This window comes from Pedobacter gandavensis, assembly GCF_032678745.1.
Classification (GTDB): Bacteria; Bacteroidota; Bacteroidia; order Sphingobacteriales; family Sphingobacteriaceae; genus Pedobacter; species Pedobacter gandavensis_C.
The window spans coordinates 1137474-1161375 of the sequence record NZ_JAVTST010000001.1 but is presented as its reverse complement, the minus strand read 5'-3'; the positions used below and the strand labels follow the sequence as shown (position 1 = coordinate 1161375).

General features: G+C 38.3%; 21 protein-coding genes and 1 tRNA gene. 13 read left to right on the top strand and 9 right to left on the bottom strand.

What is annotated here, in order from left to right:
- Positions 1-46: 46 nt before the first annotated feature.
- The 3 genes from R2S10_RS04605 to R2S10_RS04595 form a co-directional block, all read right to left on the bottom strand.
- Positions 47-1258: a site-specific integrase gene (locus tag R2S10_RS04605; protein WP_316839267.1), complete on the bottom strand. Its 1212-nt coding sequence runs from the start codon at positions 1256-1258 to the stop codon at positions 47-49.
- 245 nt (positions 1259-1503) lie between these two features.
- Positions 1504-1579 (bottom strand) — tRNA-Lys (locus R2S10_RS04600).
- 201 nt (positions 1580-1780) lie between these two features.
- Entirely contained in the window at positions 1781-2254 is a 474-nt protein-coding gene (locus R2S10_RS04595; RefSeq protein WP_316839266.1) for a hypothetical protein, read from the bottom strand.
- Between the two features lie 230 nt (positions 2255-2484).
- On the opposite strand from R2S10_RS04595, the gene R2S10_RS04590 reads away from it, so the two are divergent.
- The 4 genes from R2S10_RS04590 to R2S10_RS04575 all read left to right on the top strand — a co-directional run bounded on the left by R2S10_RS04590 (position 2485) and on the right by R2S10_RS04575 (position 5764).
- Positions 2485-3375 carry a helix-turn-helix transcriptional regulator gene (locus tag R2S10_RS04590; RefSeq protein WP_316839265.1) on the top strand — a complete coding sequence of 297 codons (891 nt, stop codon included), beginning with the start codon at positions 2485-2487 and terminating at the stop codon, positions 3373-3375.
- A gap of 67 nt (positions 3376-3442) precedes the next feature.
- Complete coding sequence (locus R2S10_RS04585; protein WP_316839264.1) at positions 3443-4444, top strand: DUF6268 family outer membrane beta-barrel protein; 1002 nt, start codon at positions 3443-3445, stop codon at positions 4442-4444.
- Between the two features lie 10 nt (positions 4445-4454).
- Positions 4455-4847, top strand: coding sequence for a hypothetical protein (locus tag R2S10_RS04580; RefSeq protein WP_316839263.1), 393 nt, complete (start codon positions 4455-4457; stop codon positions 4845-4847).
- 2 nt (positions 4848-4849) lie between these two features.
- On the top strand, positions 4850-5764 hold the full coding sequence (locus tag R2S10_RS04575) for an NAD(P)H-binding protein (RefSeq protein WP_316839262.1): 915 nt from the start codon (positions 4850-4852) through the stop codon (positions 5762-5764).
- 102 nt (positions 5765-5866) lie between these two features.
- Here R2S10_RS04575 and R2S10_RS04570 read toward each other — a convergent pair whose 3' ends face one another.
- Positions 5867-6562: a hypothetical protein gene (locus tag R2S10_RS04570; protein WP_316839261.1), complete on the bottom strand. Its 696-nt coding sequence runs from the start codon at positions 6560-6562 to the stop codon at positions 5867-5869.
- A 172-nt stretch (positions 6563-6734) separates the two neighbouring features.
- Between R2S10_RS04570 and R2S10_RS04565 the strand changes: the two genes are divergently transcribed.
- Positions 6735-7928 carry a hypothetical protein gene (locus R2S10_RS04565; RefSeq protein WP_316839260.1) on the top strand — a complete coding sequence of 398 codons (1194 nt, stop codon included), beginning with the start codon at positions 6735-6737 and terminating at the stop codon, positions 7926-7928.
- 60 nt (positions 7929-7988) lie between these two features.
- Here R2S10_RS04565 and R2S10_RS04560 read toward each other — a convergent pair whose 3' ends face one another.
- From R2S10_RS04560 to R2S10_RS04545, 4 genes are all read right to left on the bottom strand, one after another.
- Positions 7989-9101 (bottom strand): hypothetical protein, encoded by a 1113-nt coding sequence (locus tag R2S10_RS04560; protein ID WP_316839259.1) that lies wholly within the window; start codon positions 9099-9101, stop codon positions 7989-7991.
- A 4-nt stretch (positions 9102-9105) separates the two neighbouring features.
- A complete protein-coding gene (locus R2S10_RS04555) occupies positions 9106-10206 on the bottom strand; it encodes an SPFH domain-containing protein (protein ID WP_316839258.1) in 1101 nt (366 codons plus the stop codon).
- Positions 10207-10365: 159 nt separating this feature from the next.
- Positions 10366-11031, bottom strand: coding sequence for a DUF6629 family protein (locus R2S10_RS04550; RefSeq protein WP_316839257.1), 666 nt, complete (start codon positions 11029-11031; stop codon positions 10366-10368).
- Positions 11032-11227: 196 nt separating this feature from the next.
- Positions 11228-11626: a hypothetical protein gene (locus R2S10_RS04545; RefSeq protein ID WP_316839256.1), complete on the bottom strand. Its 399-nt coding sequence runs from the start codon at positions 11624-11626 to the stop codon at positions 11228-11230.
- 181 nt (positions 11627-11807) lie between these two features.
- On the opposite strand from R2S10_RS04545, the gene R2S10_RS04540 reads away from it, so the two are divergent.
- From R2S10_RS04540 to R2S10_RS04525, 4 genes are all read left to right on the top strand, one after another.
- Positions 11808-12905, top strand: a complete 1098-nt coding sequence (locus R2S10_RS04540) for an acyl-CoA desaturase (RefSeq protein WP_316839255.1) — start codon at positions 11808-11810, stop codon at positions 12903-12905.
- Between the two features lie 70 nt (positions 12906-12975).
- Complete coding sequence (locus tag R2S10_RS04535) at positions 12976-13968, top strand: fatty acid desaturase family protein (protein ID WP_316839254.1); 993 nt, start codon at positions 12976-12978, stop codon at positions 13966-13968.
- Positions 13969-14009: 41 nt separating this feature from the next.
- Positions 14010-14801: a hypothetical protein gene (locus R2S10_RS04530; protein ID WP_316839253.1), complete on the top strand. Its 792-nt coding sequence runs from the start codon at positions 14010-14012 to the stop codon at positions 14799-14801.
- Between the two features lie 232 nt (positions 14802-15033).
- The gene (locus R2S10_RS04525) at positions 15034-15738 is read left to right on the top strand and encodes an alpha/beta fold hydrolase (RefSeq protein WP_316839252.1); all 705 of its coding nucleotides are present in this window, start codon (positions 15034-15036) and stop codon (positions 15736-15738) included.
- A 32-nt stretch (positions 15739-15770) separates the two neighbouring features.
- Here the strand turns inward: R2S10_RS04525 and R2S10_RS04520 are convergent, their stop codons facing one another.
- Positions 15771-16631, bottom strand: a complete 861-nt coding sequence (locus tag R2S10_RS04520) for a DUF5694 domain-containing protein (protein ID WP_316839251.1) — start codon at positions 16629-16631, stop codon at positions 15771-15773.
- Between the two features lie 246 nt (positions 16632-16877).
- Here R2S10_RS04520 and R2S10_RS04515 point away from each other — a divergent pair, with 246 nt between their 5' ends.
- From R2S10_RS04515 to R2S10_RS04500, 4 genes are all read left to right on the top strand, one after another.
- Positions 16878-17459, top strand: coding sequence for an RNA polymerase sigma-70 factor (locus R2S10_RS04515; protein ID WP_316839250.1), 582 nt, complete (start codon positions 16878-16880; stop codon positions 17457-17459).
- Between the two features lie 69 nt (positions 17460-17528).
- Positions 17529-18689, top strand: coding sequence for a FecR family protein (locus R2S10_RS04510; protein WP_316839874.1), 1161 nt, complete (start codon positions 17529-17531; stop codon positions 18687-18689).
- A 216-nt stretch (positions 18690-18905) separates the two neighbouring features.
- Complete coding sequence (locus tag R2S10_RS04505) at positions 18906-22448, top strand: SusC/RagA family TonB-linked outer membrane protein (RefSeq protein WP_316839249.1); 3543 nt, start codon at positions 18906-18908, stop codon at positions 22446-22448.
- A gap of 10 nt (positions 22449-22458) precedes the next feature.
- Positions 22459-23856, top strand: a complete 1398-nt coding sequence (locus R2S10_RS04500; protein WP_316839248.1) for a RagB/SusD family nutrient uptake outer membrane protein — start codon at positions 22459-22461, stop codon at positions 23854-23856.
- Positions 23857-23902: the final 46 nt, after the last annotated feature.

Below are 23902 nucleotides of genomic sequence, written 5' to 3'. Positions count from 1 at the left end.
AAAAACACACCGTGTTTTTGGCCTCAATTGTTATTCTTTATACATATTATTGGTATTTATCTCTTAATAAGGCCATATCTGCACCCACTTTAATATCCAGTACTTTTGCGTAAATCTGGGTTGTTCTGATATTGGTATGTCCCAGCATTTTTGATACACTTTCAATGGGAACGCCATTTAAGAGTGTAACCGTAGTTGCAAAGGTATGGCGGGCAATATGCGAACTGAGTGGTTTATCAATTTCACATAGGGTAGCAATCTCCTTTAAATACTCATTCATCTTTTGGTTGCTCGCCACTGGCATCGCTCTGTCTTTAACAACACAATATTCATTCTCAGCGTATCGGTCTAAAATCGTCATTGCAGAAGGTAGCAATGGAATAGCCGCACGGATATTGGTTTTCTTTCTGTTGGTAAAGATCCAGTGGTTTCCATCAACTCCTTTAGTGATGTTGGATAGCTTTAGTTTTTGTACGTCAGCGTATGCAAGCCCTGTAAAACAGCAAAAGAGAAACACATCCCTGACTTGTAAAAGCCTTGCGGTACTAAATTGTTTTTGGGCAATGCGTTGGATTTCCTCCTCAGATAGAAAAGGCCGTTCTACAGGCTTAGATTTAAGTTTATACCCAAACATCGGGTCATTATCGATCCATTTCAGATTTAGACAAATGCGGATGATCTTGCCGAAGTTTTTAAGATATCGTATAGCTGTATTATTCGCGCAGCTGTTTTCTGTTCTAAGATAAAATTCAAAGTCGCTGATAAACGCATGGTTTATTTCTTTGATCTCTACATCAGATACCTTGTGTTTTTCGAGCATAAAGGCTTGAAGGTGGCGTTCTAGTATCTCAAATCTTTTTAGAGTTCCAATCGTATATTGTTTACCTACCAAAGCTTTCATTTTTTTGTTGTGATTCTTCACAGCCTCTAAAAGGGTATGTGTTGCGGTGTCTTTGCCCTGAAATTTGTTTCTGATACTTTCTGCTGTAATAGGTAAGTCAGCTTGAGCCAGATCTTTGTGTGCCCGATAAACCATTGCCTGTAAGTTGTCCAGATAGGCATTAAACCTTTTTGTATCTTCTTTAGTTCCGGTTAATCGTCCGGTTTTGGGATTCCAGTTTTCCGGTTTGCATTCTTGTCCTGTAGTGATTTCCACACGATTTCCATTCACGGTAATCCTTAAATAGATAGGGGAATCACCGGAAGCATAGTTTTTTTGCTTTTTCATGTAGAAGAGCATACTGAAATTCGTTTTCATAATCAACTGATTTAAGGTTAAACAAATGTAGCCTTGCAGTTAATGGACGTCAAGTCGTTTAATGAATGAACTTTCTGTATGTCAGAAAGTTACGCGTTTATTCGGTGAGTCGGGGGAACTTCAATTTACTCACCGAATCACTCACTTTTTATATGTGATTTATTGAATAAACTGTAGTTTTGGATAAAAACTAAAAGCCTGCAATCAATTGATTTGCAGGCTTTTAGACGTTTTGTTACTATTTCTGGTGATCCCGCTGGGATTCGAACCCAGGACCACTACATTAAAAGTGTAATGCTCTACCAGCTGAGCTACGGAATCAATTATGTTCCCTTGTTTCGGGAGTGCAAAAGTAGAAAAATAATGTAGATTTTATGCATCAATGTGTGATTTATTTCGATTTAATGTGGGTTTAGGTGTTAATCTGTTGATTTCTAGTTAGAAAAATTACAACGATTATTTAGGGTATTTAAGGTTTAACATTGGGAAAACAGCATATGGCTGCCATTCCTATTGGATATTTTAAGGTAGGTTCGCTTTAGCGTTAAATTTGTTTTGACAGTTAATACGAAGCTTTTCCAAATATTCTAATGCTTTTGTATTAGGTTTTGTTAATGGTATGGTTTCTGTTTTTTGATGAATCAGGTCTCCATCAGGAGTTTCTTTTATAATACTTTTTCCATTGGTACTAAAAGTTAACACATCATATCCATGTTTGGTTTTAGCCATATTAATTTTAGAGACACGAGGTAAGAATACTCTAACTGTATATTGCTCTATTGAATTACCAGTCTTTTTTTTAATGTTATAATTTAAAGTACAATCCTGAAACTCAACCTTGAAAATAGTTATTCTCACATCTTTTCCTGATGACTTGTATGTCAGGGTTTGGTAGCTCAAAGTCTTCTCCAGGTAGGCCTGTAGCGTTTCTTTTGTCTGCGAAACACTAAGGAGTGGAAAAACCAAAAGGAGGTAAATGATAAGGTGTTTGGCCATGTTTTGATCCTTAGGAAGAGTGAACACAATGTTTGAGCATGTTTTTCTAGCATCAATTTAGCTAAAATAAACAAATTTTGAAGTATCTAGAATTGGGAATGTTCGTTTTCGGTAGTCGTTGAGGATGGATTTGGGGCTGCAAGTGCTATTTTATAGAAATAGAGTACTATCTTCGGAAGCAAATGATGATAAATCCAGGTGCCTATTATTTGTGCTGTTAATTTCAGACTGTGACTAAAATAAAGAGAATAACTCCAACAGATTTCAGGGGACAGTTTATGTCAGAGATGTCAACTGATTTTGCAGTTTTGAAGACGGCTGTTCAGATCCATGATATCGCAAAAACATCTAGCTTTATTAAAGTACCCACGCCTTTGCATAGGCCGGAATACAATTTCATCGTTCATATCACCAAGGGGAGCGCAAAACAGCAGGTAGATGCAAATTTAGTTTCAATAAAAGAGCATGAAATCTTATTCGTCAGGCAAGGGACTGTAACCTCATTAAAAGAGGTGAGTCCGGATGCAGCTGGGTATATCATTTTGTTCGAAGATCAGACGCTGAATCAACTCTTATCAAAACAGGAACTCATTAAGCTCTTTTCTGCTAATACTGTTATTCATTTGCCGGGGGAGAGTAGTGCATGGCTGGCTTCTTTATTTGAACTCTTGAATACGGAGATTTATTACCCAAATCCAAACCTTGGAATCTGTTATTCGCTTTTGCAGGCAGGATTACAGAAAATCTTTAGCTCAAGTACAGAACTGAGTAAAAGTATAAGCCGTAGTGCCGAAATTACATTCAGCTTTAAGGAACTGGTTTACAAAAACTATCTACAACATCAGTCGATCGCATTTTATGCCTCAGCGCTGGCTGTTTCTGAAAACTATCTCCATCGATGTATCAAGGAGACTATAGGAGAGAGTCCAAAGGAATGGATCAATAAAGTGAGCATCCTGCAAAGTCAGTTGCTTTTACAGGATATGACCAAGAGCATCTCAGAAATAGCCTTTGAACTCAATTATGGGGATCCCAGTTATTTTGGACGCCTGTTTAAGAAGATAACAGGAGTAACTCCCTCGGAATACCGAATTGCCTTTATGCAGGATTTGTCCGAGTAAAGGTTGGTTTAGTTTTAAAGCAATTCTTGTTTTCAGTCCACCTTTGTATTATTAAATCCAAAGAAAAATGAAAACGTTAATTACTGTTAGAAATTCCGGTATCAGGAGAAATCTCCAAATCAAAGGGTATGGTATGTACAGGGTGCTGACCAAATGGTCATGTGTTTGTATCACCATTTTAGCTCTCCTTTATTCAAGTAAAAGTTACAGTCAGATTATTCAGGATGTAGGTGGTGTTGCCGCTACTGTTCATGATAAAGCTAGCTTTAAAGACCTTCCTTCAGAAAGTGGGCTCTCAGGTAATAAGTTTCAACTGAACACTTATGATGCTTGGCTACCTATTCCTCCTTTTAAAATTGGTAAGACGAGCGTTTTTAGTAATCTGAACTATCGTTTGATGGATTTCAATTATGACAACAACAGCATAGAAGATCCAAACCGAATTGAGAGAATTCATGAAATAAAATCAGTAATTATTATCCGTCATCCAATTTCGAGTAAATGGGGTATTTTGGGAATAGCGATGCCAACGCTTGCTGCGGACTTTAAAAAGTCAGCTTCCTTTGATGATCTGATTCTGGACGGAATACTCGGCGTATCTAGAAAATTCGGTGCGGAATCGAATCTTGAGATTGGATTTGGGGTTCATGCGCTGTATTCTTTCGGAGAGACTTTGATTACCCCGGGGATTTCAATTGATTATCGAAGTACCAATAACAAATGGTTAGCCCAGTTTTATTGGCCGAGGTTGAATGTACTCTATAATGTGAGCCCAAATACACAGGTTGGATTGGCTGGTTCCATAGACTGGACGCGTTTTAATCTGAAAAATTATAAGGGTTATAATGGTAAAGAGGTTGATTATGCTCAGTTTTCCAGCATTCATGGAGGTCTACAGGTACATCAACGCTTGATAGGTGGCATCTGGCTTCAGGCACAGGCTGGAATGGGATTGTTGAATCGGTATGAATTGTTTGATGGGAACCAAAAAACGGTGAATGATTTCTCTATTTCGAATATGGCTTATGGAAAAGCAGCGCTGACTTATCGTTTGGGCAGGAGAAAATAGATCAATTCTTATGAAAAATACAAATTATTTCCCTTTAACGTTTAACCTGCGTTCTTTGATTGTTGCAGCTGTGCCAGCTTATGTATTTCCAGCCTTAATGTCATTTGCATCCGGGTTTATTCTTCAAAAAAATGAGCTCATGTCGGCGAGTTATACGAGTATAGGTTTGTCTTCCTTATTGTCGACAGTGTTTAGTTTTATTTTGCTCTGGCAATTCGACTCCAGGCAGATTTTAGTTCAAAACAAGTTGTTCAGGTCTGTCTTCATCGTCATGTTAATGATGAGCCTGGGGATGTTGTGCAGCACAATATTCAACCTTCAATCAGAACGCTTTAATATCACATTTTCTGCCTTTCTGGGTGCGGCAATATTGACCATCCGTCAAGCATTAAAAAAATCATAAAAATGAGTAAGAATAAACCAACTATAGTTGTTTTTGGATGCACTGGTGCTGTTGGTACCGAGGTAATGCTCCAATTAAGTACTGCTGATTGTCTGGCAAGAGGGGTGCTTAGAAACCCTGGGCGTCCGTATCCAGTAGAGATCCGTAAAGGGCAGTCGAATATCACCTATTTAAGTGCGGACTTAAATTCAGTAGAGGAACTTAAAAAAGCTTGTTTCGGAGGAGATGCATTGTTCCTTTTAACTGCAACCTCTCCAGAACAGGTTGAGCATGAAATCAATATTATTGATGCTGCCAAACAAAGCGGTATAAAGCGAATCGTCAAATTATCTTCTCCGATAGTTCAGTTGCCAGCAAAGGTGGAGGTGAGTCAATGGCATGGTAAAATTGACGACTACCTTTCCCAAAATATAGCTGAGTATTGTTGCTTGAGGCCTCATTCCTTTATGCAAAACTGGGAACGAAATACATTTACCATCCGTTATTTCGGTAAGATTTATGGGGCTTTAGGGAATGCTCAGAGGAATTATATTGATTGTCGGGATGTAGCGACGGTAGCAGTGAATTGTTTATTAGCTCATGCTGAATTAAAAGAGCGGTCGGTTGTTTTAGCCGGACCTCAGGCCATTAGTAATGTTGAAATGGCAGCGAAGTTATCTCGTGTAACAGGTCGCGAAATTGAGTATGTAGACATCAGCCCTGAAGAACTGTATAGTCAATTGATCAACAAAGCGAAATTGCCAAAATGGTTAGCTACACATCTTGTTGAGCTTGATGATTTGGCCATTAGCATTCCTGAGCCGGAGCAGGATACGATTACAAACTTAATATTAAGGAGACCACGTATCATGGATGAATACCTGCAGGAAAATAGGCGTCTTTTTACAAGAAAGCCTCTTTGGAAGCTGCTGTTTTAATTTATTTATTTAAAGCCCTGTTGATCTAATGATTTCAGGGCTTTAATTTTTGCAAGAAAGGGAAGGGTAGATAGCGGATGCTGATGGAGGAAATCTAATAATTTACCTGTTGAAGACCCGGGGAAAGCGACGGCGATTCTCATCAATAAGAACGGCGACCTTGTAATTCTCCTCCGAATCGATTGCCAGATTTTCGATCTCATCAACACCCCAGGCAAAAGGAGTTTTACCCACTTTGCGATTACCTCCAGCGAGGAATGTGCTGCGGTTAAATACATGCAATATGCCGTCCTCTATAAAGGTGTTTGGGCGATCCTCACGTATGATATCCTTGTCGCTGTCATAATGCCTGCGGTTAAGGGTTTTAATGGTAAATATCGAGTCATGGCGCCTGTCTTCTGGGTTAACCACATACTTGTCATAGCTTTCGATTACACCCTCGATAGTTTCTTGTTTTAGAAAGGGGAAAATCGGGCCGAGTTGCAGGAAATGCTCGCCTTCTGTGTGTGCTAATATTGCGGCAGTCGCCCTGTCTGAGGTCAATTCCAATTCGATCTCCTGAGGTTCTGCCTGGTAGACGTTAATTACTTTTACTTTTTCCGATCGGGAATAATCGCTTTTAATTCTGTCGGAATCGGTGTTGATAATGATCTTACCGATTTCTGGGATTGCTTCCAGCTTATCAATCATCAAGGTATAAAGTATTTTGCCTGAGATGCGTTCGAAGTGCCTATTGGGAAAGAAATACCCTGCTTCCTGAGGGATGGAGATGACTGCAGTTAATGAATAGTTGCTCATTGCTTGAGTTTTGAGAATGTGTAAAGCTAATGTACGAATCACAAGGCTTTGTTGTTTGCGGGATTGAAAAAAGTTCAGTGCTAATAATATAGCTTTTTGTATTTTTTGTTTGTTGATTGAAATTTTTTATTATTTTAGTTAACAATTGCTGATATTCTAACCAAGCTAATGTATGGGCCGGAGACGTTTCTTCCTGATTTTTTGTATTCTGGCGATTTTTGTGTTTGCGGCTGTGCAATGTACACAGGTAGAAAGTAAAAGTAAGGACAGCCGTGGGCCAGCCTATGCAGGGAGTGCGAGCTGTGTAAGCTGTCATAAAGACCTTTCCGCATCTGCGCTCCACAATTCCCATTTTAACGCATCAAAAATACTCAGTAAACCTAACTCTGCGGACAGTCTGGGGATACCTGATGGGGAGTTTGTTTTTAATGAGCATACAAAAATGCTGGTGAAAAACCGTGCTGATGGCTTGTATCAATCTGCGCTGATCAATGGGGTTGATAAAAAAACTGAGCATACAGACCTGGTTTTTGGTGCGGGAAACAGGGCCTATACCTTCGCATTTTGGTATGGCAATCAACTGATGCAAATGCCGTTGAACTACCTGACGAAAGAGAAGCAATGGGTAAACAGTCCTGGTTTTCCTGAAGAACAGATTTATTTTGGCAGGGCAATCGATATGCGTTGCTTAGAGTGCCATGGCTCTTTCGCTGAGAAAAAGCCGGTGCAGAGTGCTGATTTTTCGGTCCAGGAAGAATATGTCAAAAACTCCCTTATTGCCGGTATAGATTGTGAGCGTTGTCATGGTCCTGCGGCCGAACATGTAAACTTTCATCAGGAAAATCCAAAGGTGAAAACGGCTAATTTTATGGCGAGTTATAAGAAGCTGGCCTTAACACAAAGGGTAGATGTATGTGGGGTATGTCATTCAGGAACCGGTATCAAAGCGTTGAGTTCTACGTTTAATTTTAAGCCTGGGGATACCCTAAAAACACTGCCCGAATATAGTGCCTATAGGGGAGAAGACCCGGATATCCACGGTAAGCAAAAGCAGCTGCTTGAGGCTAGTGTATGTTATAAAATTGGTAAGGCAGAATGTGTTACCTGTCACGATGTGCATGATAATAATAAGCCTAGCCTGGCAATTTATTCCGCTAAATGCATCAGTTGTCATCAGGATCCAAAACATGAGACATTGAAACTGAAAGACAAAGCAATCCTGGCTAAGAACTGTGTCGACTGTCATATGCCGATAAAAGAATCTCATGCGATTGCTTTCCAGAAGAGCAACAGTAAAGAAAAGATACCTTATAAGCTACGTACACACCGTATTGCGATTTATAAGGATCTGGTTAAGGGTAAATGAATTCCATAAACATGTATTTTTAGTGTTTATGGAATTCATATATTTGAGAAGCTAGTCTGGCTAACCCATAAATGAAACTACGATTGTAATTAAGATTAATATCATGAATACAAAAAGAATAATCTTGGTCCAGCTTAAAGGGCGCTCTCCAATTACTTCGCCGGTACTGGCATTAACCGTAAACTGATAGATTTTCTTATCGTAGGCATAAGCACTGACCCATACCGGAAGCATGATATATTTTATGGCCCTTTTGTTGAAATCGGTATAGAATCCGCTAATCCGCTGCTCGTCTCCGCCAATCTTTGATTCGATGGTAGCTCTGATTCTTTCCTTGGTTTGTTCGGAGGCGAATACAAAGGCCTGTTGAGGATCAATCTGGTAGGTTTCAGAACGGAAACCACTCATATAGCGTTCGTCGAACTTAACCAGCAATTTAAAATTCCAGGGTGCCAGGTCTTCTAATGTTTTAGGGGGAAGCGACTTACTGGCTGGTACAATCAGGTCATGAAAGATGTTACTGACCTGGCCTGTTACGGTTGTCCATCGGGTATGCTGCACTTGTCTTGTCCTGTTTTCCGTTTTGCCATTTTCCGTAACCGTATAGTTTTCTGTGGTGTAATAATAGTCGCCGCGACTCCCATTAAATGCACTACTCGTGTTCGTGTCAAAAGTCCAGTAGGGTAGGTAAACTCCCTGAAGCGATGAAGTGCTGTCCTTAACTTGTTTGATCAAATCACTTGGTGTCCACCAAAGCTTATTGAGCCAGTTTTGAAAGTTATGAATAGCTAGTTCCTTATTAATTTCGAAAGGTAAAATATAATGTGGAGGCACATATTGTTGTCCGTTTTCCGGGCTCAATACCAATGGAGCCGTGCAAAAAGAGCATTTATCTGATGTGGTAAACGAGCTGAGTACAGTTTCTGAGCCACAACTACTGCATTTGACTACTTTCTGGTCGTCCGTTGTTTTGTGTTGATTGGTTTTGCTTATAAAAAGTTCATAATCAAAAGATTTGATGATGGTGCTCGTTTGATCAGTTGCGATAGGATTGCTGACTCCGCAATGATCACATTTGAGATTCCCGCTTCCGGGTATAAAATATAGCAATGCCCCACAGCCATTACATTTTAGAGAAGGATTTAGGATGCTGGGTTGTATCGTGTTGTTCATGAAATTAAGCTAGTGGTGGTGGTTCATGGTCAAACAACTCTGTCAGCGATGCTGCCGGAGCCCAGGTCGCCATTCCTTTTTTCCAAACCTGGGTTTCTTTATTGATCACATTAGAGGCGATCAAGGTTTTAATTGAACCAAGGCTGTGAGGACCATCAGGCTTTCCATCCTTTGCAAAATGATATTCGACCGCATTTAGTGCTGGGGGTGTATCTGCGGCTTTTGGATTGGGCTCAAACTGATTTTGCTGAAAGATATTGCCTACCTGACCCATCATAGCTGCACCGACTCCAAGTCCCATGCCTGCAGCACCAAGGTTTCCTCCAATGGTATTTTCTGCAGACTTTTCTATCGCATTTGCGGCCTGAAACTGAGCATAAGCACCCAGGTTTCCGATAATACCCATTTGACTGCGTTTGTCGAGTGCTTCTTCCACTTCCGGAGGTAGGGATACATTTTCAACAAGTATTTTTGTGAGGTTAAGTCCGAGTTCGGTAAAATCGGGTTGTATGGTTTTGGTAATCAGGATGCCCATTTCATTGTAATTGGCAGCAAGATCAAGTATCGGTATTTTGGATTCGGCTATTGCATCCATCGTACGGGTGACTACCGTATCGCGCAGTTGCTCATTAATGTCTTCTATACTAAAATCAGGATTGGTTGCAGAGATTTCATTTAGCAATACTTTGGCATCCTGTACTTTAAAGCTGAATGTACCAAAAGCACGGAGGCGGACAGGGCCGAATTCTGCGTCTCGTACCATCACCGGGTTTTTAGTGCCCCATTTCTGATTAAAAAAAAGACGCGTGCTGACAAAATAAACATCAGCTTTAAAAGGACTGTTGAAGCCATACTTCCAACTCATCAGGGTAGTCAGGATCGGGATATTCTGCGTGCTTAGCTCGTACATTCCTGGTGTGAATACATCAGCTATCCGACCTTCGTTCATAAAAATGGCCACCTGCGATTCGCGCACTGTAAGTTTGGCTCCCATTTTTATCGCGTTGTTATTACGCGGAAATTTCCAAACTAGTGTATCCTGACTATGGTCGACCCACTCAATAACATCTATAAATTCGTCTAATAATGTGCTAAATAATCCCATTGTATGATGACTTGTGATTTTTTTTTGATAAATATAGTTTTATTACGCAATCTATCAAATATTAACTTAGTCTCAAAAGGGCTTAATTGTTACAGCATTTTTCAATGTTTTTTCCACCTGGGAGGTCAGGATATTTGGGGTTTATGATTTCCAGGGACACTAATGAGCTGTAGTTCTGAAAGCCTGCTGGGAGTTTAGTTTTATGATAATGAAAAGGATCAGCATGCTTAATATCGACCCGAAGAAGCACCATACAGAAGTGAGATAATTTGTATAAATGATTGCTGTGAGCACATAAGAAATCACAAGAACCCAGCCCAACAGTCTGAGTAGCTTGTGGCTGGAAACAAATGGTGAAATTGCCGTTGCCAGCATATAGGGGATACCTCTGAGCAATCTACTCTGGAAAGGGAATTGCAGCGAATATTTGATGTGGTGTTCTTCTATTCTAGCTGTGGCATTAAAATTCAATAGCGAATAGCCCAGGTATAGGGCTGCCAGTATGCCTGTACCTAATAGCGCAAACAATATCTTCTTCCGAAGGGGATCTTTCTCAAACAACAACATAGATAAGGGGACCAGTATGGGCCAGACGGTCTGTGCAAATGCCAGAAACAGGTACATTGCCAGGTCGGCCCAGCGGGCATAGGCGGCATGGGAAAGTGCCAGCCATAACAGTCCTTCTGTAAGCTGTTGTAGTGCAAAAAGGATCGGAATACCAGCCAGTACATATTGCGAGGTAGTTTTAGCCTTCATCAAGGCGATACTGCCTACCAATGCCAGACCAGCACCTGCCGTAAAACTCACTGTAGCAGAAAAACACATGAGCTATTTCTTTACATCTGAGGGAAATCCATCAGGTATTAAAGAAACGTTTCAGTGTAATAAAAGTTTAGCTAAATTTCCAGGGGCTTAAAATCAGCTTGACCATTAAAATAGGAGAGGGATAATGACCACTTGCCATTATCCTTCTCCCAAGAAGGTTCGTATGCGTTCCTTTATTAAATAATCCTGTTGAATTTTAGTTTGTTACATAAACACTGGCGCTGATAATGATACCAGGGTTAGAATCGATTTCTCCAATCAGGTAGACGAATTGTTGACCGGTTGCACCAAAATCAGATCCATTAAGCGTAATCGCAGTCTTGCCGTTTTCAGGATCTGAAGCGGGGAATTCCAATCTTGGGTTTCCCATGACTACCCATCTGAGGTTTGTTGCAGAAGTAGGAACATCGCTTGCTTCGTAGGTGTATGGACCGCCAGTTAGGCTGACAGAAGCTGGACCGCTTATTTTAACAAATGACTTGTTCTTCTTTAATAATGTTGTTTCTCGTTTTAAGTTAGGATCATTATTTGCACTAACGCTTAATGAACCAATTAGAAAAAATAGAGCAGTACATAGAATTACAGTTTTTTTCATAAATTTAAATATTTAAAGGTTGTTTGATTGTAATTATCATACAAGTTATTGATAATTGTAACAGGAAAGCAATTGATTGCAGTAAATTATTTAAAAAGTAATTCCATTAGGTCCTGATCACGATTTTTTCTGTAGATGCCATTTTATCAAGATTGAAGTTATACCATTAAACATTGACAAAATGAATAAATTGAAATTTACAAAGGATGAAGGTTCTGAATTCTACAAAGAATTAAATGAGCGGATCGACCAGCATTTTTCGGAGAAAGGGATTCATAAGTCGGGCAATAAACGCATGATTTTTAAAATCATACTCTATTTCAGCCTTGACATTTTGTTTTATGTACTGATGATTACAAGTACAACAACGATTGGCTTTTACTCATTTTATTTGCTGACGGGACTTTTCGTTTTGCTGACCGCCTTCAATATCTCGCACGATGCGGCACACGGAGTTGCAGTGAAAAGTAAATTTTGGAACAAACTATTATTCTCTCTGAGTTTTAATCTGCAGGGAAACAACGCTTATGTTTGGGGGAAGAATCACAACGAATCACATCATTTGTACACGAATGTGGAGGGTAGCGACATTGATGTTTTGAACAATCCACTTTTCCGAATGACTGAAAACCAACCTCTAAAATGGTTTCATAAGTATCAATTTATATACGCTCCATTTCTTTATTTACTATATTCCATAAATTGGTTTTTCCTGCGGGAAACGCTGATGCTGATCAATTACTCGAGTCGAACCATCAAAATAGAAATTCCGAGAAATGAAGTGATAAAACTCGTTGTCTACAAATTTCTTTACATAGGCTATATGATTATTCTTCCGATCTACCTTTTGCCTTTTGATTGGACGACAGTTTTATTGGCATTTCTAATTAATCACTTTCTTATTTCGCTAATATTTGTTGGCGTTTTGGGTGTTTCACATTTATCCGACTATGTAGCGCATCCTGTTCCGGATACAAACAATAAACTGAATATGAGTTGGCCAAAACTGCAAATGTCTACCTCTGTCGACTATAATGCGGATAGCACATTTTTCAATTGGACTTTGGGCGGTTTCAATGCCCACGCTTTACATCATTTATTGCCAAACATTTGCCATGTTCATTATTTAGAAATCCTTCCCATGTTTAAAGAGCTTTCTCAAAAACATGGCTTGATCTATATGGAAATGCCTTACAGAAAATCTCTGGCCTCACATTTCAGATTCTTAAAAGGAATGGGGCGGCATCAACAATTTAAACCTATTCCGTTTGAGAGATAAGCACATTCATATTGCCCAGGACAGCGAATTGCTAAAAACCATTTACAGGCAAGTAGAGGAGCAACTCATTGTGAATAAGCTCAACTTTAGGCTGAAAATATGGGCCAAGTTTATCTTCTATTTTACATTTACCGCTGTTTGCTACTCCGCATTATTTACAACAGACCGTCCAATCGCTTTTGTTTTATGCTTCGTTTTGTATGGTTTTATCTCCTTGCTTTTTGCTTTTAATTTTTCTCATGACTTTTCCCATAACACGGTATTTAAAAGCAAAAAATTAAACAATCTCTGCTTTATTTTCATTTACACCATTGTTGGTGCACATGCAGAGGCTTGGAAACAAAGACACATACACTCACATCATTACGCCCCAAATGTCGAAGATTACGATTCTGATTTGAAAATCTCAAAGCTTATTCGTGTAATCCCAAACAGTGAACATTTTTGGTTTCATCGCTACCAGCATATCTACGCACCATTTGCCTATACCAGCTATTCTCTATTTTGGGTCTTTATTAAGGACTTTGTAATTCTGTTTTCAAATGACGAATACACAGAGAAAAAGAACCTTAAATTTCATCTTTCATTCTGGACTCAAAAAGCGGTTTACTTGACTTTTATACTGCTATTGCCTCTGCTATTCTCCATGCAGCCCTGGTATATTGTGCTGACTGGTTTTTTGGCTATGCATTTCTCACAATCATTGTTTTTGCTATTCACTTTCTTTATGACTCACCATGTTGAGCAGACAGAATATCCTACAACAGACAGCAATGGTTTTATAAATACATCCTGGCTGATGAACCAAATTAAAAGTTCAAATGATATGCATCCATTCAGTGAGACCGCGAATTTCATACTTGGTGGTTTTAATAACCATATTGCCCATCATTTATTCCCGCACTACCATCATATTCATTACCCAAAACTTAACAAAATACTGTACCGCATTTTATTACAACACAACATAAAACCGAATCAGACGAGCTATTGGGCTGGGATAGCTTCTCATTTACGACTATTAAAAAGAATGAGTTACGCGGATGAAACAATAAAATTATGACCAATATCCATTTTCAAAATAGGCTTATACTTTGTTTATCCTTGATTATATTTTCATCCTGTAGGCATGAAAAAGTATATCAAGCTGCACTTTTTGATGTAAAAGTTAATTTAAATGAGGTGCCAAATGGTAAAAAGCCTATATTTTCAGAGCGACATCTAAAAAGCAGGGAACAAAAATGGGTAGGGGGGATATTCGGATCCAAGCAATTCCCGGAGTGGAATGAAGTGCTTTACGATAGTACGGTGATCAGGATAGATCCTCAGGTGGCCTCAGTCAGCGATACCGAATTATCAGCATACCCTTCTCGGGAGCGTTCACAATACAACTTTGACGACCTGACCTATATTAATCCAGCCAAAACTAGTTTTATTGCGCGCATATCCGGTCCATATAATATAGGGAATAGATTTTATTTATTCACCGCTCAAAAATCGGGTTTAAAGGTCTATAGTATAGACAGACCTACAGTTATTGAGGGCGATAGGGAATGGGAACACCGTGATATGCTGAAGATTGGGCCTGATTTGTTAATGGTAGATAATGATTATGTTTTTAACCAGAGAACCGGTAAAGCTTATGAAATAACCCGACCAGGAAAAGACAGGATCCGTGGGGAATTTGCTGCATTGTCGCCTGATCAGCAAACTATAGCCTTTACAACAAATGAGCAGCTATACCAATGCCATTATCCCAGCGGTAAAGTCTATATCGAACTAATAGACGACCAGAAACTGTCTAAAATGGTTAATAATAAAACAAAGGAGTGGCCATACAATTATTTCAGTTGGATTACTGTGGATGGCAAAATGTTTCTGCATCCAATAATCTAATGATTTTTCTATTCGGTTAATAGACAATTTAAAGCTATTTTGCAGTGTTATAACCATGTTTTAATAAACGAAATAAGCCAACAAAGGCGCTTACAAAATCATCATGCAGAATAAATTCAGACCTATCCTATTTATATTATGTTTTTTTGCCGCAAACTCCTCATCTGCCCAAACTCAAAACCTTAATCACACTAAAGTTGATAGTTTAACATTTGTTCAAACACGGGCAGTCTTGAATAATCTTTCCACAGACAGGTTTCAAAAGCTGATTTATAAGCAGAACAATAAAGAATTACCTTATCGCCTTTTACTACCAAAGGACTATAACAGCAATGAAAAATATCCATTGGTCATCACTCTGCATAATTCTACACGAATTGGAAAAGATAATGAAAAGCAATTGGAACCCTTGTCACGAATTTGGATCAGAGAGGAGATTTATGAAAGATATAATTGTTTTGTTCTGGTCCCGCAGTTCAGCGAACGGTCTTCAAATTATGTAGAAAATGAAAATGGCGTACTGGTGTCTAAACCATCAGAAGAAGTTTATACGCTATTGGATCTGGTAAAGAACCTGCAGAAAGAATACAGCAGCATAGATATCGGAAGAACTTACCTGGTTGGCTATTCGATGGGAGCATCAACAGCGCAGAATATGTTGAGTATCGCACCAAAACGGTTTGCAGGTCTGGTTTCGATTGCCGCAGTTCCAGATTTCTCAAATTTAAAGGCCTTAAAAAACAAAAACATCTGGCTTATTCACGGGGAAAAAGATACGGAGAACCCCTATAGTGGAAGCAAAGTGCTTTATGGAAATCTTGAGGGTAGTAAAAAAATCACTTTTACCAGTTATTCAGAACTGAACCATGACAATATAACCATTCCCTTGCTACTGAGCGAAGCAGTGCCTAAATGGTTATTTGATCAGCATAAATAAAAGCTATATAAAGTAATTGTAAGTGCCCTTTGTTATTTTAGTTTGTCAAACTCGACCCATTCATATTCTGCTGAGCTTTCCAGTAGTTGCCTGAGAATGGAACCATGTCCATTTCCAAATATGACCAAAATCCTATCTTTAGGACTTTCGGTTATTTCTTGGAGGTTTCTGAATATCCGCAAATTTCTACTGTACCAGTTCATTGTAAGCGCATCGGCACCTCTTTTATGGTCTAACTTGAAATCTCCTATTAGATAGGCTCCGTGCCCAGCCTGGTGGTAAGTTCTCGAATTGGTATGTTTAAAATAATCAAGCAAATTTAGTCTTAAACGCAATTTGTCGCCGTAGTCGTACCATTTTTTGTATACCTTACTATAAGGGTCGTCGCTTTTATAGTCGTAATCTTTGAATAGGTTTTTAACGTAGACCGGGTCTAACTTTCCTGGGTCTAATACCAATGGATTATCGTCAATTGCATAGATCGTATCTAATTTGAGTTCATCTGCAATCCGCAGACCGAGCTGATATCTTTCATCACGTTCCATTCTGTATGCACCCTTTTTGTAAGCCCTTAATTTCTCTGTCGACTTCCATTTCGGAAAAGCCTCAATGGCGATTTTTGTGGGTTTGAATCTCTTGATATAGTTGACGAGTTCGGTAACCTCTTTTTTTCTGGATTCGGAAACCACATCAACTTTGTTGCTATCGGCAATGACATGGGCATCTAATCCCGGATAGTGAAAATGAAAGGATCCAACGAATAATACTTTTACCTGCTTTGGGAAAAATGATGACAGTGGTAATATGTCGGTTTTATTCTGTCCGAAAGCCAGGGAAGTGCTTAGTGAAAACAGGAAAAGAAATAATAACTTCTTTAAATTGGTATTTTTCATAATAATCATAATGTTTACCACTACAAGACAATGTAAAAAAGGAAATGCTGCATATTCTTATTTATACGGTTTAGCTACCAATGCTGTTTTCTAAAATAAGTGATTTATTTTTAAAAGGAAGTTTATCTGACTTTAAATGCCCCTGAATGCTAACATTTACGAAATATATTTTTAACATTGTATTATTATTACATCTCTATTGAAACATTTGATTGCGCCTCAGATTGATATGGTAAAAAATCGTAGATGAGATTGTACAATAAACTTTCTAATGCTGAGTTGACCATCCTGATTAAGGATAGTGATCACAATGCCTATACCGAAATTTATAAACGGTTTTGGAAGCGGCTGCTTGCAATTTCTTATAACCATACTAAAGACAAATCCGACGCAGAAGAGATTGTGCAGGAAGTATTTATTGGTTTATGGAACAAAAGGAATGAAATTGACAATTATATAATCGAACGGTATTTAGCGACAGCTACAAAATTTAGGGTGTTTAACGATTATTATCGCAAAAATAAGCGGATAGCGAATATGATTAACAGCATGCCCTATCAGGATAGTTATGATATAGAAGATCAAATTGCTGCTGCCTTTCTTCAGGAACAGATTAATGGAATTGTGAGTAGATTACCAGAAAAATGTAGAATGGTATTTCAATTTAGCCGAGGGCAGGGACTCAATATCCCGGAGATCGCAAAAGAGATGAACATAGCGGAAAAAACAGTAGAAGCCCATCTTACCAAAGCTTTAAAAACGATTAAAGATCACCTTAGCCAATCTGGAACGCTAATTATCTTACTTTCTGAATTACTTCGAAAATAATTTCCATACTGGACTAAGGGTAAATCAAGATATCCGGGTATATCATTGTAAAAGCCCCCGGTCTTGGATATGGATAATGAACATTTCAATAAGTTAATCGAGCATTATATACATCAAACAGCAACAGCTGAGGAACAGCAGGAACTGTCTGATTGGTATGATAGGGAGAATAATAGAGACATTATCTGGCCATCGATTTCGGAAGATGAGGAAAAAATAGTTGATCAGCGGATATTTTCAAACATTGTATTTCATACTCAACCAAAACGTAATGGATTTAAAAGAATTTGGCAACCTTTTACCATTGCAGCCTCTATTGTTATTTGCGTCGGCATCGCATTTTATTTCTATCAAAATAACCAAGGGATATCTACTGAAATTACCACACAAAATGATATTGCCCCTGGTGGTAATAAAGCTTTCCTCACCTTGTCTGATGGCAAACGGATAACTTTAACTGATGCCAAAAATGGTGAGCTTGCTGAGCAATCAGGTGTAAAAATTTCAAAAACTGCTGAGGGGCAACTGATCTATACGGTTTCTAGCCTTCCTAATGAAAAAAATCCAGTAAACGTTTACAATACAATAGAAACTCCAAGGGGCGGAACCTATCATGTGCGTTTGCCAGATGGAACTAAAGTATGGCTTAACGCTGCATCAACCCTCAGATTCCCTTCATCATTTGCCGGGGCAGTTAATCGAAAAGTGGAATTGTTGAGCGGTGAGGCCTACTTTGAAGTAGCTAAGGATAAAAAACATCCTTTTATTGTAAATACCGATCAGCAGGAAATCATGGTATTGGGAACTCATTTTAATATAAATAGTTATAGGGACGAACAATTAGCCAAAACAACTTTGCTAGAAGGATCTGTCAGTATTTCATTGCTGGATAAGAAGGGTAAAAGAAAGACCTCTTTAATTATCAAACCTAATGAACAAGCGGTATTTGATGGCGAAAACTTAAAGATAATTAATGGGGATACTGAGCAGGTTCTAGCCTGGAAGAATGGTTTATTTCAATTTGAGAATGCAGATGTCAAAACGGTACTGAGAAATTTTGCCAGATGGTATGATATAGATATTGTATACCAGGGAAAAGTCAAGCCATTTAATTTCACAGGAGAAATCTACCGGAATCTTAATCTCTCGGAAGCCTTAGATGGCCTTAGATTCACGGGCTTAAATTTCAAAATAGTAGGTCGACGTATTGTGGTCACTGATGATAAATAATGCAATCATAACAATTAACCTAACCATGAACCTTTAAAAATGTAATATGAGAAAAACAATACTCCAATAACATCAGAACATGGGTGACAAGAAAATAAGACGTGAAGGTGGTGAGATACCTCCACGTCAGAGGCTCTGAGTTAACCCAAAACCCAGGTTAAACTGGGTTTGAAACACTTTATGATATCAATCGATTAACCCAAACTTATCAAATGTATGAATTTTAATACTTTATACTGGGCGAGTACAACTAAAAATTGGCTGCCTTTAAAACTTCTACGTGTCATGAAGTTAACTACAATTATATTGTTTATTATGCTCATGCAGGCCAGTGCCGCTGGTTATGGACAAAAAATAACTCTTCGAGAAAAAAATACGAATATTGAGAAGGTTCTGAGATTAATAAAACAACAATCCGGCTACGTCTTCTTTTATAATCGAGACGATATTCCAAAAATTAATATCTCAGTTGAAATCAGCCAGGCAACAATTGAAGAAGCGCTGAAAGCAAGTCTTGAAAATCTACCCTTAACTTATCAAATTGTAAAAAACAGCATTTTTCTAACGAAAATAAGCACATCTATAATTGATGGCAGTAGAGATGCGTTGGCGCAACAAATAATTAGTGGTATAATTCGTGATGAAAAGGGAGAGATACTTCCAGGTGCCACGATAAAAATAAAGGAATCGAACGTAATGACTACTGCGAATAGGGTAGGAAGATTTTCCATATCTGTACCAGACCGAAATGCAGTGTTAATAATTTCTTTTATTGGTTATATAACAAAGGAGGTCAAAATTCCACAAGATGGATCGGGTCTACTTGAAATCTCTTTAGAAGTTGATGTATCTCAACTTCAGCTTGTAAATGTAGTGAGTACAGGTTACCAAACCCTTCCCAAGGAAAGAGCCACAGGATCTTTTGAAAAAATCTCTAATGGATTATTTAACAGAACGACAAGTACTGATATATTTTCAAGGTTAAATGGAACCGTTGCTGGTCTTTATTTTAATACGAGATCAGCTGTAACCCCACGTGGATTTAGCCTGTTGGATGGTGCCTCAATTCGAGGTATCAGTTCATTATCTGTCGTAAAACCTCTACTTATTCTTGATAATGTACCTTACGAGGGGGATCCGAATAACATCAATCCGAATGATATAGAGGATGTTACTATTTTGAAAGACGCTGCTGCCGCTTCAATATGGGGCGCACGTGCAGGAAACGGCGTAATTGTAATGACCACTAAGAAGGGTGTATATGATAAGCCATTACAAGTTTCCATAAACAGTAATGTTTCCGTTGTGGAAAGACCCGATTTATTTTATTTGGGTAAAATCGGGAGTTCGGATTTTATTGATGTAGAGAAGTTTCTGTTTGAGAAAGGCTATTATACATTTAACCTCGGTGTAACAAATCCTTACCCATTGTTTTTTACACCTGTTGTCGAGCTGCTCGCAAAACAAAGTAGCCTTCCGGCAAATGACCTGGCAGGAAGACAACAGATCGATAACCAGATCAATGAGTTGCGTAAATTTGATATCCGCAATGATTACAATAGATACATTTATCGCAAAGGGGTGAATCAGCAATACTCCTTAAATATTAACGGAGGTGGCAAGGAGGTTAACTATATGCTTTCAGCGGGGTATGATAAAAATCTTAATAACCTTGTGCGTTCAGATGCTGATCGGTTAACGCTGAGATCCGACGTTAGATTGAAACCTGTGAAAAATATGGAGATTCAAACTGGGTTATTATACACTTTAAATTCTTCAAGGCAAGGTGGTTTTGAAAATTATGGAACTGGATTTTTAGCTAACGTATATCCTTATGCGCGAATGGCAGATGATCAGGGGAATGCATTGGCCATCGGTAAAAACTACCGCACCAGTTATTTGGATAATTTAAGCACAAATCCCAAGTTATTGGACTGGAGATATAAGCCACTTGAAGAGCTGGACCAAACGGAAAACAAAATAAAAGTAAGAGATGTAATCTTTAATCTGGGCAGTACTTACACCTTTAGTAAGGTGTTTTCTCTGGATTTGAAATATCAATATGTGAATACAAATTCTGAAAACAATACTTTAAATCGTCAGAATTCCTTTTATACAAGAGATCTGATAAACCTATACACAGCCCCAGGAACCTTTATACGTTCTATTCCGCTAGGTGCAATTTATAGGCCAACAATTATTAGTTCAAGCGCCCAAACTGTAAGAGGGCAAATAAATGTAAATAAGAATTGGAGCAACAAACATAATTTTAATGCCATTGCCGGCGCAGAAGCGAGAAGAATTGATAATTTACAACGTGCTGATTGGTACTACGGATATAAAGAGGATTCTGGTATATTTTCAATTCTTGACGTTGTAAACAATAATAAACCTTACTATTATGGTGGAAATAGGGCAATTCCATACTCTGCATCTATAGATAAAACGGCTAGTCGCTTTACTTCAATGTTTGCCAATGCAGCATATACCTACAATAATTTATATACTTTATCTGCTAGTGCCAGAAAAGACGCAGCAAATGTATTAGGTAACGTTACCAACAAACGGGGGGCACCGTTATGGTCAGCCGGCGTAGCCTGGAATATCTCAAATGAGCGCTTTTATAAACTTGATATTTTACCTTATTTAAAATTCCGTACAACTTATGGATATAGTGGTAATGTAAATAACAGCGTATTTGCCTTTCCTGTTATAACCTATCAAAATCCACTTAGCACCACCAACCTACCTTATGCTACTATATCTGGATTAGCGAATCCTGATCTGAGATGGGAAAAAGTAAGGATGCTTAATTTTGGCTTTGATTATGCATTTAAAAGTAATCGCATTTCAGGTAGTATTGAATATTATGATAAGCGTTCCAGTGACGTTATAGCAAATGCTCCCATTGACCCTACAAAAGGCTCAACATTTCAGACTTTTAACACGGCCAATATACATGGTAAGGGAATTGACTTGACCGTAAATTCTGTTAATATCCGGAATGCCGAATTTCAATGGCTTACAACTTCTGTGTTTAGCTACAATAGAAATATAGTTACCAAGTATCTGTATAAAACAGAAGTACCACGCACTCTTATTAATGCTGCAGGCAGGATAAATCCGATTGAGGGCAAAGATGCGTATGCTGTTGTAGCAAATAGATGGGCCGGTTTAAATCATGATACTGGTGATCCTCAGGGTTATCTAAATGGAGAAGTAAGTAAAAATTATAACTTACTGAATCAATTACCCGCAGAGCAATTTCAGTATTTCGGGTCTGCTGTTCCTATCTATTTTGGCAGCCTTCGGAACTCTTTTACTTATAAGAAAGTCACTATTTCTGCAAATATACTTTATAAGTTCGATTATTACTTTCTTAGAAATAATGGATTAAATTATAGTAATCTATTTGTTGCTGGAGCTGGTACCGAAGAATTTTCTAGGCGATGGAAACAGCCAGGGGATGAAATTAATACCAATGTCCCTTCTATGGTTTATCCAGTAGTGAGTGGCAGAGATCTTTTTTATAACACTTCGGCAGTTATGGTAGAAAAAGGGGACCATATACGCTTACAGGACATCACTGTGGATTATACTATTAAGAAAATCAAAGGATTACAGAATATCAGACTATACAGTAATATAAGCAATGTTGGTATTCTATGGAGGGCGAACAATAAAGGAATTGACCCTGATATTGCTACAGGATATAGGAGTCCGCTAACAATGGCCATCGGTTTTAATGCTAACTTTTAATATTTTGGATATGAGATCATATATTAATATTCTTTTTTTTATAATTATATTGGGACTTTCTTCATGCGAAAAATTTCTTGATAAATCTCCAAATAGTAAACAGGCTCAGGTAAGTACTCTTGCTGACTGCCAGGCATTATTAGATGATTTCAATACGATGAACGCTAGCTATCCCAATGATAATGAAGCTTCATGTGATAATTATTATTTACTAGATGCAACCTGGACAGCTTTAGCCAATCAGGAAGACCGGGATTTTTACGTTTGGGCAGCTGGTGCCCAACATTTGTCTGCTAGTCTTCAATGGGCTGCACCCTACAAGGCGATGTATTATTCTAATCTCGTATTGGAAAATTTGCAAAAAATCAACTCATCAGATGTTACGCTTAATAATACGCTTCGAGGATCAGCTTTGTTCTTCAGAGCTTTTACAGCGTATAGTATAGCCCAATTATATGCCAAACCCTATAATATAGCAACTGCTGGTCAGGATATGGGAATTCCATTCAGGACTACTACAGCACTTGAGGTGGAATCAGAAAGAAGTACCGTTAAAGAAACTTACGACAAAATAGTACAGGATTTAAATGAAGCCATACCATTGTTACCAGTCAATAGTTCAATCCAAACTCGCCCAAACAAAGTGGCTGCTTATGCCTTGCTTGCAAGAGTTTACCTTTCAATGGAGGATTATATAAATGCTGGCAAAATGGCTGATGAAAGTTTAAAGTTATATAATGTCCTAATGGATTATAATAGTCTTGATGCGAGAGCAACTGTTCCTATAGCTAGATTTAATCCAGAGGTTATTTTTCACGCAGTAACTATTTTTAGTGATCTCCTTCATATCAATAATGCTAAGATTGACCAGATACTGTATGATTCCTACTTAGTAAACGATCTAAGAAAAACCGTTTTTTTTAGGACTAATACAGTTGCACAGGGAGGTGGTTTTGGTTTTAAAGGAAATTATAATGGCCTGGCTACTTCCATTTTATTTTGCGGTCTGGCTACAGATGAGACGTATTTAATACGAGCTGAATGCTATGCACGTGCAGGAAATAAGGAAAGCGCCCTTGCTGATTTAAATGCCCTCCTTAAAATGCGTTGGAATCCTAATGCTACAGTGCCGTCAAATCCTTATGTAGACATCACTGCTTCAAATGCAGAGGATGCGTTAAAAATAATATTAACAGAAAGAAGGAAAGAACTTCTTTACCGCTGTTTGAGATGGACAGATCTTCGCCGGTTAAATAGGGATAACCGGTTTAAAATAGATTTAGTTAGAAAACAAAATGGTAATGGAGCAACAATAGCTACTTTACCCGCCAATGATCTTCGATATGTGTTATTAATCCCACAAGATGTGATGACTTTAACGAAAGTCCAACAGAATCCCCGTAACTAGTATTTAATTTCATATAGAATTTAATCATTTAAAGCAGCATAATCTT